Below are 11,794 nucleotides of genomic sequence, written 5' to 3' on the forward strand. Positions count from 1 at the left end.
GTCTCGTGGGCTCGGAGATGTGTATAAGAGACAGGTGGTAAATGGTACTACTTAAATGGTGAAGGTGCAATGGTAACGGGTTGGCAATCAATCGGTGGTAAATGGTACTACTTAAATGGTGAAGGTGCAATGTTAACGGGCTGGCAATCAATCGGTGGTAAATGGTACTACTTAAATGGTGAAGGTGCAATGTTAACGGGTTGGCAATCAATTGGTGGTAACAAATACTATTTTGACCAATCGGGTAGTTGGATTGAAGGAAAACTCTAAATAAGTATAGTTTGATATATTTTGTGTATAAAAGAGATAACTTCTATGAAAAAATAATGAATAGAATGTAAATAAAAAAGACACTGTAAAGTGTCTTTTTTATTTAAGTTATGCGCATTGCTTAATAAGACGCTAGTTCCTCAGTCTGACTATGAGTAACTATGTAGGGTGATTTAATTATAACATTTTAACCAGTAATGGGTCTATATGGAATTTTATCGATGGTTTTGTTTAATTATTCAGAATGATACATGTGGTAAAATATACATATTACCTATAGTAATTGTAAAATATAATGATGTATATAACTAGCCTTGTAATGAATTTCTATTATATTTAAGATTGAAATATAATAGAAAAGTACAAAGAAGGGGCTGTGGAATATGGGCGCTTGGGGAACTGGGTTATTTGATGATGATACAACTTGTGATGTGAAAGAGCAGTTTATTGAGTACTTAGAAGAAGATAATAGTGTAGAAGAAGCAACTAAGCTCATTTTAGAAGAGTATTTAGATGAGTTTGATATAGATGAAGATTTAGAGGTTATGTCTTTAGTATATATTGGTCTTGCGGCAATACAATTGGAGAAAGGGTGTCTTCAGGATGAGGTTCGCAACAATGCGATTGCATTAATTGAGCGAGGGGCTGATCTTGAACTTTGGGAAGAAGCTGATGCAGAAGATTATGAAGAGAGAAAGAAAGTTTTAAGTACATTAAAACAACAGCTGATAAACTGTTAGTATATCGAAAAAGGAAAAATACTTTTTGAAATGATTAGTCTTTGTTTTCACTTGTAAAAAAATGTTCAATAATTTATCGTTGCAAACGCTTACTTGTTGTGTATAATAAAAGTAAGTTAATAAGTAAAAGGATTGTTACTGTTCGGCAGGCAAAACCTAAATTGATCTAGAGGCTACGGGTGTAGTGTAGCTTTTGGAATCAGTTTAGGTTTTTTTATTACCTTTTGTGACTTTAAGAAGAAGAAGGCGGAACAATATGAGAATCCATAAAATCTTAAATAACAATGTTGTTTGTACGATGAAGGATAATGAGACAGAAGTTGTACTTATGGGCAGAGGTTTGGGGTTTCAGAAAAAAGTAGGCGATGCGATTGATGAATCTAAGATAGAAAAGACCTTTGTGCTAGAAACAAGAGAATTATCAGAGAAACTCGCTAGATTACTAACTGAAATTCCTGTAGAAAATTTAGAGATTACAGAGAGAATTATTCAGTTTGCTAAGACAGTTTTGCCGGGGACTTTAAGTGATTATATTTATCTTACATTAACGGATCACTTAAGTTTCGCTTTAATTCGGCATAAAGAAGGAATGGATCTGAAAAATACTTTGCTTTGGGAGGTTAAGAGGTTCTATCAGAAAGAGTTTGAAATTGGTCTACAAGCTTTGAACATCATTGAAGAACAGACTGGGCTTAGGCTTTCTGAAGATGAAGCAGGGTCAATTGCCTTGCATTTCGTGAATGCACAGCAAGGAGAGCCGGCAATGCAACAAACGGTAGCGATGACAAAAATTGTCCAAGATATTTTAAATGTTGTAAAGTACCACTATAAGATGAACTTAGATGAGAATTCATTTAATTATAGTCGGTTCGTAACGCATTTACGGTATTTTGCTCAGCGTTTAATGCAGAAGGAATTGAACTCGGCCGATGATGATTTTTTATACGAACAAGTGAAAAGTAAGTATGAAGAGGCATATGGTTGTACAGAAAAAATTGAAGCATACTTACAAAAAGCACATAATAGTCATCTTTCAAAAGATGAAAAAGTGTACGTAACGTTGCACATTCATCGTGTAACGAAACGCAATGAATTATGTAATTGAATAAACAGGATTGTTACTGTTTGGCAGGCAAAACCTAAATTGACTTGTAATGGAGTGATTCGTATGTATCACGTCGTTACGGTTAGTTTAGGTTTTTTCTTTTACCCACCTCAAAATTCGGCTGAGGCCAAGAAGTTATGTGGGAGTCGGGCTGCCGTAAATGCCCGATTGGTGAAGGCTAGTAATCAGTGGGGGATGAATACCCCTACTGATTACAGTTTCACTTTATAAAAATGATAAATGGGATGATTGTAGGGAGGAGAAATAACTATGAAGTATGAAAAATTAGCAAAGGACATACTGAAACATGTTGGCGGGAGAGAAAATATAAATAGCGTTGTACATTGTATAACTCGCTTACGATTTCAGTTAAAAGATGAGGGGAAAGCAAATACAGAAGTACTGAAAAGTATGGAAGATGTTGTGACTGTTATGAAAAGTGGCGGACAATATCAAGTTGTAATTGGTAACCATGTATCCGACGTATATAAAGCGGTTATTGCTGCTGGAGGGTTTCAAGAAACAGAGGAAGAAAGTGCGAGTGAGAAGAAAAAGAGTAGTCTTATAGATATTCTTTCTAGCATTTTCACTCCCATTTTAGGAGTACTAGCTGCAACTGGGATGATTAAAGGATTTAATGCACTATTTGTAGCGCTAGGCTGGTTAAGTACGCAGTCAGGAACGTATCAAATATTAAATGCAGTTGGCGATTCATTATTTTATTTCTTCCCAATCTTCTTAGGATATACAGCAAGTAAGAAATTTGGAGGATCACCATTCATTGGTATGGCAATTGGGGGAGCGTTAGTGTATCCGGCTCTATCCGGTTTAAAAGCAAGTGAGCCATTATATACGCTATTTGCAGGAACGATGTTTGAATCACCAATTCATATTACGTTTTTAGGAATTTCAGTTATTTTAATGAACTATGCATCATCTGTTATTCCAATTATTCTTGCTACGTATTTTGGAGCGAAAGTAGAAAAGTCTTTAAAGAAAGTCATTCCAGATGTTGTGAAAACATTTGTACTACCATTCTTAACGTTACTAATCGTTGTACCAGTTACATTTCTTGTTATTGGTCCGATTGCGACGTGGGCAGGTCAATTTTTAGGACAGGCTACACTTTGGGTTTATCATTTAAGTCCATTAGTAGCAGGGATAGTACTTGGTGCTTTCTGGCAAGTGCTCGTTATTTTCGGACTTCATTGGGGAATTGTCCCGATTGGCTATAACAATTTAGCAGTGCACGGTATTGATCCCATATTAGCGCTTATATTCGCTACTTCATTTGCTCAAATTGGGGCTGTTCTTGGAGTTTGGATGAAAACGAAAGATCGGAAATTAAAAACACTTAGTATTCCAGCTTTTATTTCGGGTATTTTCGGTGTTACAGAGCCGGCGATTTATGGTGTTACACTTCCTCTTAAAAAACCGTTTATTATGAGTTGTATTGCGGGAGGAATTGGCGGCGGAATACTTGGCGTATTCGGTACGCAAGCTTATATGACAGGTGGACTTGGTATATTTGCGCTTCCAACATTCATTAGTCCGAAAGAAGGGATTACAGCTGGATTTTGGGGCGCGATTATTGCGATAGTTGTCTCTTTAATAGTAGGTTTTGTTCTTACTTATTTATTTGGTTTTACTAAAAAGAAAGATTCTACAGAATCAGCTGAAACAATTGATAAAATTGCTGCATCAAACGATGATGAAGCAATTCTGAGTCCATTTCATGGCGCCGTTATGCCACTTCAAAATATTGACGATGCTGCATTTGCATCAGGTGCGTTAGGTGAAGGGGTTGCGATTGAGCCTTCAGAAGGAAAGTTGTTTTCACCAGTTTCAGGTACGATTTCTGCACTTTTCCCGACGAATCATGCAGTAGGAATTACGGCGAATTCAGGTGCTGAAATTTTAATCCATATTGGAATGGATACTGTGAAATTAAATGGCGAATTTTTCTCCTCTCATATTGAACAAGGAGCGAGAGTAGAAAAAGGGCAATTACTTATTGAGTTTAATATAGCTGAAATTCAAAAGGCGGGTTATGTTGTGACAACACCAGTTGTTGTTACAAATTATAATAAATATAGTATTAAAAAAACTGAAGTAGAAAAGATTCAAGCTGGAGATTCCTTACTAGAGTTAGGAGTTAAATAGTAGTTACATTTCATACAGGTTCACACGAAGAAAGGTATTCTTTAAAACTTACAATGCCTTTCCTCGTTAATTCTTATATAAAGGAGTTTTTCTATATGTCTAAAGTTATTTTTCCTAAAGGATTTTTATGGGGTGGAGCAATCGCAGCCAATCAAGTTGAAGGAGCATATTTAGAAGATGGAAAAGAATTGACGGTAGTTGATCTATTGCCAACTGGTGAAAAACGTTGGGATATTATGAAGGGGAATATTCATTCCTTTACACCGGCAGAAGGGGAGTTTTATCCATCACACGAAGCGATTGATTTTTATCATCGTTATAAAGAAGATATCGCGCTGTTTGCAGAAATGGGATTTAAAGCGCTACGTGTATCTATCGCTTGGACACGTATTTTCCCAAATGGTGAAGATGAAAAGCCGAATGAAGCAGGATTACAGTTTTATGATAATTTATTTGATGAACTGTTAAAGCAGGGCATTGAACCAGTCGTTACGATGGCTCATTTTGATGTTCCTATTCATTTAGTAGAAAAGTATGGAAGCTGGAGAAGTAGAAAACTTGTCACTTTCTTTGAGACGTATGCAAAAACGATTTTTAATAGATATAAAGATAAAGTGAAATATTGGATGACATTTAACGAAATTAATATGCTTTTACATTTACCTTTCATGGGTGCAGGGCTAGCATTTAAAGCAGGTGAGAACAAAAAACAAATTCAGTATCAAGCAGCGCATCACCAACTTGTCGCAAGTGCGTTAGCTGTAAAAGCGTGTCATGAAATGATTCCAGACGCAAAAATCGGTTGTATGCTTGCTGCTGGTGCAACGTATCCATACACATGTAATCCAGACGATGTTTTTCGTGCGATGGAACAAGACCGTGAATCATTCTTCTTCATTGATGTACAAGCAAGAGGACAATATCCTGGATACGCAAAACGCTTCTTTAAAGATAACAATGTAACAATTGAAATGGAAAAAGAAGACGAGGAGATTTTAAAAGAGCATACCGTTGATTATATTGGATTTAGCTACTATTCAAGCCGAGCAACAAGTACAGATCCAGAAGTGTTAAAAAGCATAACGAGCGGGAATGTATTCGGTTCTGTTGAAAATCCATATTTGGAAAAATCAGAGTGGGGATGGACGATTGATCCGAAAGGCTTCCGTATTACAGCGAACCAACTTTACGATCGTTACCAAAAACCTTTATTTGTTGTTGAAAATGGTCTCGGTGCAATCGATCAATTAAATGGTGAAGACGAAGTGAATGATGAATACCGTATTGATTACTTGCAAAAACATATGATCGAAATGTCAGAAGCAATTCAAGATGGAGTAGATATTATCGGGTATACAAGCTGGGGCCCAATTGACCTTGTAAGTGCTTCTACTGGAGAAATGAAAAAACGTTATGGATATATATACGTTGATAAAGATAATGAAGGAAAAGGTTCATTAAAAAGATCGAAGAAAAACAGTTTCAATTGGTATAAAGAAGTAATTGAGACGAATGGTGAGAGTTTGGAGTCTTAAGTATGGAAAGGAGACATCTTAAATGATGTCTTCTTTTTTCATTGTAAATAAAGGATAGAGCTATATTTCCCTTTACACGAACATAACGGTATTATATAGTTAAGTTAAGTGAACTTAACTATATAACGAAACGAAATAACAGCATGGAGGAATAATGCTATGACTAGATCGTATAAAGAAGTAATTAATGAAATGAACCGGGCTTATAATGAATTTTACATTTTACTATTTCAGGAGCTAAAAGATGAGTACGGTCTTACAGGACAGCAAGAGAGCATGCTATTTCATATTAATTTAAATGAAAATACGACAGCGAATCACATTGCGACTACTTTTAATATATCGAAAAGTGCTGTGAGCCAAGTTTTATCGAAATTGGAAAAACAGAAGATGATTTCGAAACAAGTAAACCCTAATAATAAACGGGAGTATTTCCTTACGCTTGGTCCAAACGGTAGTAAGTATATAGAGCGGTTGTCTGATTTAGATGATGTATTAATTGAGAAGTACTTTTCGAAAATCGATATACATGCTTTAGAGCAAATGACCGATACGTTAACGAAAATAAATAAAGTTATATTAGAAGAAAAACAGAAGGATCTTGATTGTAATGAGTAAGAATTTAGATGAAGCAATTAGTAGAAAGGAGGAGAAGCATGTTATGAGTTACATACCAAATATGATTACGATAGCAAATTTTGTATGTGGGCTTTTGGCTATTTACGCTGTTTTCGTTCACGATATTTATTTAGGAGCAGTTTTTATTATTACAGGTATGTTATTTGATTTTTTTGATGGTATGGTCGCTCGGAAACTTGATGCTGTTTCGGAAATTGGCGGAGAGTTGGACTCGTTTGCGGATTTAGTTACCTTTGGTGTGGCACCGTCTATTCTTGCATATAGTGTCGCATTGAAAGAATTACAGTCTTTCGGGATGATATGTGCGCTTGCTTACAGTATTTGTGGCATGCTTCGGCTTGCGAGATTTAACACGCAGCAAAGCAAACTCCCGACATTTATCGGAATGCCAATACCATTCGCGGCAATGTGTCTCCTCATTTTATGCTTTTTGAATAATCCAGTTTCCGTGGCGTTTGGCACATGCGTACTCGCTTATTTAATGGTGAGCAAAATCAAATTCCCTCATTTTAAAAAAGATATATCGGAAAGCTTGAACTCCGAAAGATGGGACTAATGAGAAAGGTAAGGAGCATTGCATGATTCGTATGGCATTAAGATCATTTAACATACAAATGTATTGTTTGCTAGGGGTGATGGTATTAGGATGGCTTATGACACCTTTTTCAGCCCAGTTTGTAGGGGGGGGCATTGGCCTTTTAGTGAGTATGTATTGCGCCTGGATTTTAGGAAGGCGTATTGAAAAGTTCGGAGACAGCATTGTGAAAAAAGAAAAAGCGCCGATGCTTGGAATGATAAATCGGTTTGCAGCCGCAATACTCGGCGCGATTATTATGTATGAAATTGAACATCATGATTTCATGTGGACATTTGCTGCTGGAATTATGGTTGGGTATTTCTTAATTATTATTAATTTAGGATATTACAGCATGAAAGATGTGAAGGAATAAAGAGTTGTGTGAATCACTAATTTGGATGACTTACATGTATAAACGTAAAAGCTTTCCTTTATGGAGAGCTTTTTTATTATAAAGAAAAGACACCCTGAGGTGCCTTTCTCCGACTTGAACCATTTTCATTTCATACGAATCTATCCGTATTACCCCTTTGTTATAAATGTAAACACACCCTATAAAACAGAATCGTTTATATACACCAGATTGTTAGTTCATAAAATAAAAGAGATTTGAGATCAGTATCGGAGTAACGCCACATCCCCTATAATGATTGATATGTTACGCCTGTCAAAAGAATCTGCTTTATAGAACGTGTCCACAATTCATATTTTACTATATTTAATATTCATTAGGTGTATTTTTTCACTAATATGTATAATTACATAAAGTTTACGGGGAAAAGAGAGTATACTTTAATATTGTGTAATAAAGATAAAGGCCACCTACGGAAATAGGGGGCCTTTTAACGTAAAAAGAAAAGACACCCATATATGAGTGTCTTTTCCGATAGTTTTTTAGCAGAAGCAAGAAGCTCCAACGATGATTAATAAAATAAATAATACAACTAATAAAGCAAAGCCTCCAGAAAATCCACAGCCGCCACAACTACCACCAAATCCCATAATAGTTCCTCCTTTTAATAAGAGGGGAAAACAAAAGGTCACTCATGTATTTTAACGGATTCAATTTACTTTATGTTTTTTACGCAATAATTGAGCAGGTCCTTTTGAAAATAAAAAAAGACACCCTAAGGTACCTTTCTCTGACTTGAACTACTTTCATTTTAATAATATCGTTGTAAGTTTAAAAACTATAGAGATTTTTCCTGTGGGCTTTGTAAGTAGTTTTTACGAAATTATGAGTGTTTTTTATTTTGTATTTCAATCAATTCATCTTTAATCATTTGTATATAATGTTCTTTTTCTGTTAGTTCAAATATAAATAATGCTTTTTTCATGTTATTCACAACATCTTCTTCATCATGTTGTTTAATCTTTAATAAATACTGACCTTTTAAATAGAATAGTTCACCTAATAGGTATAAAGTGTTTAGATTAATAGCTAATTTGATGCCCTTATCAAGGTGTTTTATTGCTTCTTCATGTTGATAGGTGAAGTCTAAACATTTTGCTAAATTTAAAATAATTTTTAATTTAATTTCTTTATCTCTAGGAAAATCTAACTTATTAAAATTAGTTAAACATTTTTTTAACATATTAATACTTTTTTCGTATTCTTTGTTTTCCGCATACAATATAGCAGTTGATTGCATAATATCTATTTCTCTTTCTGATAAACAATCAACATTGGTTAAAGTTAGTTTTAATGCATTATTAAGAAGAGTTAAAGCCGCTTTTGTTGAGTTATTCACACGATATATAGCAATTGCTTCATACCATATTAGAAATTGTTTATCTTCTGTTGATTGGAAATTGTTTTCGTTTTTCTCTTTTTTTACTATTTCATAAAGTTCTTTATATTGTTTTTGCTTTACACAATCTCTCATTACATATTTTACATTTTTTACGTATTTTAATTTTTTGTTTTGAGTTAGTGCAAATATATTATTTGGATCAACACCAAGTCTTTCTGATAATTGATATAACAATATGCTAGATGGATAAATCATACCTTTTTCTATCTTGCTAATTTGACTTTGTGAACATATGCCATGACATAATTCGGATTGTGATATATCTTTTTTAATTCGAAGTTCTTTAATGGTAATACCCAAATCACAAAATTCCATTTTTCCCCCTACTATTTAGCGCTTTATTAGTATAATAATATTCTCCATCCTTAATGTAATGTAAAATTAATATAGTTGCAATTATTGTTTTTTAAGGCCTTTTTATAAAAGGCTCCTTCTTCCGAATCGAACCATCATGCATAAGTGTAAAATTACATAAAGCCCACCTACGGAAATAGATGGGCCTTATTATTAGGTGTTACTACTTCATTGTACAAAAGGGAATTTGCTAGCATATCCTTAAAGTTCTTACATTGAGAAATAAAGAAAAGACACCCTAAGGTGCCTTTCTTCGACTTGAACCATCTTAATTTTAATAATATTGGGATTCTCATCCCAATATTATTTTACCATGTTAAGTTATTTTATTCATTGAGAAATATGTTTCAAATATATATTTTATTGGGATTTTTTTATATAAGAGGCTATATTTAAACTATATGTAAGTTTTTTAATAATAATATCTTATGAAATTCTGTTTCTCCCCTTTAAATGTAACAATTTATGAGTATAAGAATATTTTTCAACTTTTAATATAATGTAAAATTAGTATGGAACTTATTTTATGAAAAAACGTTAACCGAAAGAGAGTTTGAATTGGCTATTTGAAGAAATTAATAATATCGTGTGTATTGGCTACATTCTTCCTAAATATGGTAGGATGTTCTAATAATATGGGTACACTAAGGGATAAGTCTAAAAATTCAACAACTGTGAAGTGTGAACGCATCAACAAAGCGTGGTACAAACATATGTAATAGTTTAAAGAAATTTGAAACGGTTGATGCTAAAGGTCATAAGGAAAAATTAATTAGGCCGATAGTAGATGCTGATAATTGGAATAATGATAGTACTTATAAATCCAATTAAAGCTTTTCTATTCATATTGTTTATTCCTCTCTTTTGTTGATCTACATAGTAAAAGCACTCATCCGAGTGCTATCACTTACTTCACTACTTTGTTCATAATCCCCTTATAAAGGCAATGTGAACTTTAAAAATGTTTATTGTTGATTTTTTGTTTTCAACTGTTCTTCATAAACAAACTTAGCTTTCATAAAATCGTTAGGAAAATCTTTTAATGCGTTTTTCATCATGTTCAATTCTTCTTGTGATTTTATTTCAATGCCATATAAGAAATCGTACGCTTTCGTTTGCTCACTAGCAACAAAGTTTTGAGTCATGTAATCATCTTTGAAGTCTTGCTTCGCTTTTTCCTTCACTCTATTTATTGCTTCGGTTTTGTTGCTATACTTCACTGGATTTGCAAATGAACCTGTAGATTGTTGTTGTTTAACTTCTTCTTTCTTTTCCGGTTGAGCAGCAGGTTGTTGCGTTTCTCGTTTTGATTCTTTTTTTTAGGTTGTTCTTTCTTTGCTAATTCTTCTTTTAATCTTTTCACTTTAGCATCTAGCGTTTTATTTTGCGTTTCCAATAGTGATATATCCCCTTTTAATTTATCCCGCATTAACGGGCAGTAAGACCCCCACTGATTAAAGTTTCACTTTATCAATCTCTTTAGATTTATCATCAGTTTCTTTATAAACGATATCTAATAGTATGTTGATCTTTCACATGAAAATTTAGAGCTAATACCATTCCTGTTATGATTAGTAAAATGCAAGATACAGCTGATACTCCAAATACAGCCAACGGTCCTAGAAATGGTTTTTTAACATATTTAAAAACCCCCTCAAGTATGGAACGATATACTTGAGGGGGATGGGTGATTACAATCATGCTATTAATAAGAACCCCATAAATGATAAACCATTCCACTAACAAAAAACACTAATCCTAAAACCAAAACAATTATAGCAAGTATTCCATTTTGATTATGCTCCATAAAGTAGTAGCTCCTTTGAGATTTATTTTTATCCCGCATTAACTGCCTGTAAAAACCTGATTAGTGAAGGCTAATAATCAGTGAGGGGATGAACAAAGCCCCGGCTGATTAAAGTTTCACTTTATATACAAAAAAGCCTTTAGTCGTAATTATGGCTAAAGGCTTTGAGCATTATACTTTTTAGTTTGGAAAATCTTATAAGAAGAATAACCTGTATGTTATATAGAGAAGAATTTATAATATTTTTATCAAATTTGGAACTGTAATGTACTAGCTTGATAATGAAGCTGGGCTATTAGAATTGAAAAATTTTAGTTTTATTATAATTAATAGAAAGGAAAGTAGTGTGAATAGAAATCCACTCCAAATAAGTTGGTGAATACCTAAGTTTGAAATGAACCAGCCTCCAATAGTTGTTCCTAAAGTAATTCCGAGATTTGAGAATGAAACGAATAGGCTATTACCAAATTCAGGTGCTTCTTTTGCTTCACTTATTAACCATGTTTGACCAACAATTAATCCGCCAGCATGTACGATTCCCCAAATGAATACCATAAAAATCATTGGAACAAGGTAGGAACCTAAATAATAAACCAATATGTAAACGATAGAATATAAAATAGGGAAGGATAGTACTGTATTTACTATACTTTTTTGCAGGAGACTACCAAATAAATGATTACCTAAAATCATAACTATACCAAATATGAATAGCATAATACTGATGAGAGATCCATTCATGGAAGTTACTGTTGCAAGGTATTCAGCGAAGTAGCTGTATACGGAAAAC

At 33.8% G+C, this 11,794-nt stretch carries 10 protein-coding genes and 2 pseudogenes; 8 read left to right on the forward strand and 4 right to left on the reverse strand.

What is annotated here, in order from left to right; translation table 11 throughout:
• Positions 1 to 33: 33 nt before the first annotated feature.
• The 8 genes and pseudogenes from JDS92_RS27910 to JDS92_RS27945 all read left to right on the forward strand — a co-directional run.
• Positions 34 to 270 (forward strand): annotated as a pseudogene (locus tag JDS92_RS27910) (N-acetylmuramoyl-L-alanine amidase family protein); the annotation flags it as partial.
• 383 nt (positions 271 to 653) lie between these two features.
• Entirely contained in the window at positions 654 to 1,010 is a 357-nt protein-coding gene (locus tag JDS92_RS27915; RefSeq protein WP_199632899.1) for a DUF4259 domain-containing protein, read from the forward strand.
• 256 nt (positions 1,011 to 1,266) lie between these two features.
• A complete protein-coding gene (gene licT, locus JDS92_RS27920; protein WP_199632900.1) occupies positions 1,267 to 2,115 on the forward strand; it encodes a BglG family transcription antiterminator LicT in 849 nt (282 codons plus the stop codon).
• Between the two features lie 270 nt (positions 2,116 to 2,385).
• Positions 2,386 to 4,278, forward strand: a complete 1,893-nt coding sequence (locus tag JDS92_RS27925) for a beta-glucoside-specific PTS transporter subunit IIABC (protein WP_199632901.1) — start codon at positions 2,386 to 2,388, stop codon at positions 4,276 to 4,278.
• Positions 4,279 to 4,373: 95 nt separating this feature from the next.
• A complete protein-coding gene (locus JDS92_RS27930; RefSeq protein WP_199632902.1) occupies positions 4,374 to 5,813 on the forward strand; it encodes a 6-phospho-beta-glucosidase in 1,440 nt (479 codons plus the stop codon).
• A 159-nt stretch (positions 5,814 to 5,972) separates the two neighbouring features.
• On the forward strand, positions 5,973 to 6,431 hold the full coding sequence (locus JDS92_RS27935; protein ID WP_016090905.1) for a MarR family winged helix-turn-helix transcriptional regulator: 459 nt from the start codon (positions 5,973 to 5,975) through the stop codon (positions 6,429 to 6,431).
• Positions 6,424 to 7,008: a CDP-diacylglycerol--serine O-phosphatidyltransferase gene (pssA, locus tag JDS92_RS27940; RefSeq protein ID WP_199632903.1), complete on the forward strand. Its 585-nt coding sequence runs from the start codon at positions 6,424 to 6,426 to the stop codon at positions 7,006 to 7,008. Before JDS92_RS27935 ends, pssA begins: the two co-directional genes overlap by 8 nt.
• A 22-nt stretch (positions 7,009 to 7,030) precedes the next feature.
• Positions 7,031 to 7,402 (forward strand): ATP synthase subunit I, encoded by a 372-nt coding sequence (locus JDS92_RS27945; RefSeq protein WP_000620621.1) that lies wholly within the window; start codon positions 7,031 to 7,033, stop codon positions 7,400 to 7,402.
• A 521-nt stretch (positions 7,403 to 7,923) separates the two neighbouring features.
• Here JDS92_RS27945 and JDS92_RS27950 read toward each other — a convergent pair.
• The 4 genes and pseudogenes from JDS92_RS27950 to JDS92_RS27965 form a co-directional block, all read right to left on the reverse strand.
• Positions 7,924 to 8,031, reverse strand: coding sequence for a YjcZ family sporulation protein (locus JDS92_RS27950; RefSeq protein WP_000505673.1), 108 nt, complete (start codon positions 8,029 to 8,031; stop codon positions 7,924 to 7,926).
• Between the two features lie 233 nt (positions 8,032 to 8,264).
• On the reverse strand, positions 8,265 to 9,158 hold the full coding sequence (locus JDS92_RS27955) for a helix-turn-helix domain-containing protein (protein ID WP_199632904.1): 894 nt from the start codon (positions 9,156 to 9,158) through the stop codon (positions 8,265 to 8,267).
• A 1,004-nt stretch (positions 9,159 to 10,162) separates the two neighbouring features.
• Positions 10,163 to 10,617 (reverse strand): annotated as a pseudogene (locus JDS92_RS27960) (Branched-chain amino acid permease); the annotation flags it as partial.
• A 657-nt stretch (positions 10,618 to 11,274) separates the two neighbouring features.
• Positions 11,275 to 11,794, reverse strand: a 520-nt coding sequence (locus JDS92_RS27965) for an MFS transporter (RefSeq protein ID WP_199632905.1), incomplete at its 5' end; no start/stop codon positions are given.

Source organism: Bacillus cereus group sp. N12 (genome assembly GCF_016483575.1).
In the GTDB taxonomy this organism is placed as follows: Bacteria; Bacillota; Bacilli; order Bacillales; family Bacillaceae_G; genus Bacillus_A; species Bacillus_A toyonensis.

Excerpts from the sequence above, each read along its gene's own strand:
- JDS92_RS27915 (WP_199632899.1), top strand. The coding sequence starts at position 654 with ATGGGCGCTTGGGGAACTGGGTTATTTGATGATGATACAACTTGTGAT.
- licT (WP_199632900.1), top strand. The coding sequence starts at position 1,267 with ATGAGAATCCATAAAATCTTAAATAACAATGTTGTTTGTACGATGAAG.
- JDS92_RS27925 (WP_199632901.1), top strand. The coding sequence starts at position 2,386 with ATGAAGTATGAAAAATTAGCAAAGGACATACTGAAACATGTTGGCGGG.
- JDS92_RS27930 (WP_199632902.1), top strand. The coding sequence starts at position 4,374 with ATGTCTAAAGTTATTTTTCCTAAAGGATTTTTATGGGGTGGAGCAATC.
- JDS92_RS27935 (WP_016090905.1), top strand. The coding sequence starts at position 5,973 with ATGACTAGATCGTATAAAGAAGTAATTAATGAAATGAACCGGGCTTAT.
- pssA (WP_199632903.1), top strand. The coding sequence starts at position 6,424 with ATGAGTAAGAATTTAGATGAAGCAATTAGTAGAAAGGAGGAGAAGCAT.
- JDS92_RS27945 (WP_000620621.1), top strand. The coding sequence starts at position 7,031 with ATGATTCGTATGGCATTAAGATCATTTAACATACAAATGTATTGTTTG.
- JDS92_RS27950 (WP_000505673.1), bottom strand. The coding sequence starts at position 8,031 with ATGGGATTTGGTGGTAGTTGTGGCGGCTGTGGATTTTCTGGAGGCTTT.
- JDS92_RS27955 (WP_199632904.1), bottom strand. The coding sequence starts at position 9,158 with ATGGAATTTTGTGATTTGGGTATTACCATTAAAGAACTTCGAATTAAA.